This window comes from Planomonospora antibiotica, assembly GCF_014647955.1.
GTDB lineage: Bacteria > Actinomycetota > Actinomycetes > Streptosporangiales > Streptosporangiaceae > Planomonospora > Planomonospora parontospora.
Window position 1 is genome coordinate 1 of sequence record NZ_BMQE01000159.1, and the last position, 727, is coordinate 727.

Annotated in this window: 1 protein-coding gene; it reads left to right on the forward strand. The window is 66.0% G+C overall.

The features are described 5' to 3' along the window. Window positions 1–159 precede the first annotated feature (159 nt). Window positions 160–591, forward strand: coding sequence for a hypothetical protein (locus IEZ06_RS35920; RefSeq protein ID WP_189241126.1), 432 nt, complete (start codon window positions 160–162; stop codon window positions 589–591). Window positions 592–727: the final 136 nt, after the last annotated feature.

The window sequence follows — 727 nt, forward strand, 5'->3', positions numbered from 1 at the left end:
GCTCTCGCCGTTGCCTGCGGCCATCCTGTCGGGAAGGAGCTCAGGGCCGAGCACCGCAGGGTGGACGAGCATGCTGCCCTGAGGCTTGGAGATCGTTTCAGTTCGAGGCGGACGCTGTACCGCCCGTTGCCTTGGCACACTGCTGTGGTGGAGAGTGACATGACGCTGCTGCGAGTGCGTGGTGGTGAGTTGGTGAATGCCGGCTCGTGGGTATACGCGTGGGTCAAGGCGGACGCGCAGCAGGAACCGGTGATCTATGTGGGCGGGACCGGCCTTCCGCCGACGGTGCGGACCTGGCTGCACCTGCATGACAGGGATCCCGAGGTGAGTCGGCTAGCGGCTCGATACAGCGAGGTGGCGCGTGAAGACCTTGATGTCCTGGCATTCGCCGTGCCAGGACATCTCGCACGTCGGCTGCTCAAGGCCGCCGTTGTGCAGCGGCTGCACCGCCAGGGGCTGCTGGCTGAGCAGTACGTCGGCGACCCGCCTGATTCGCAGCCGATTCCCGAAGACGTCGCTGAGTTGGCAGAGCGGATCGTTGCGGCTGTCATCGAGTACAGCCGCGCGGCGGCCGAACGATCGACGCGGTGAGATCGCAGCAGGCGTAGGCGGATGACGAAGCAGGCAAGGTTGATTCTCAGGGGCCTCTACGCAGAGAAGCCCGCTCCCTGCGGTGCTCGGCCCTGAGCTCCTTCCCGACAGGATGGCCGCAGGCAACGGCGAGAGC

Bases quoted from the DNA above. Each gene is read 5' to 3' on its own strand.
- IEZ06_RS35920 (WP_189241126.1), top strand. From the start codon at position 160: ATGACGCTGCTGCGAGTGCGTGGTGGTGAGTTGGTGAATGCCGGCTCG.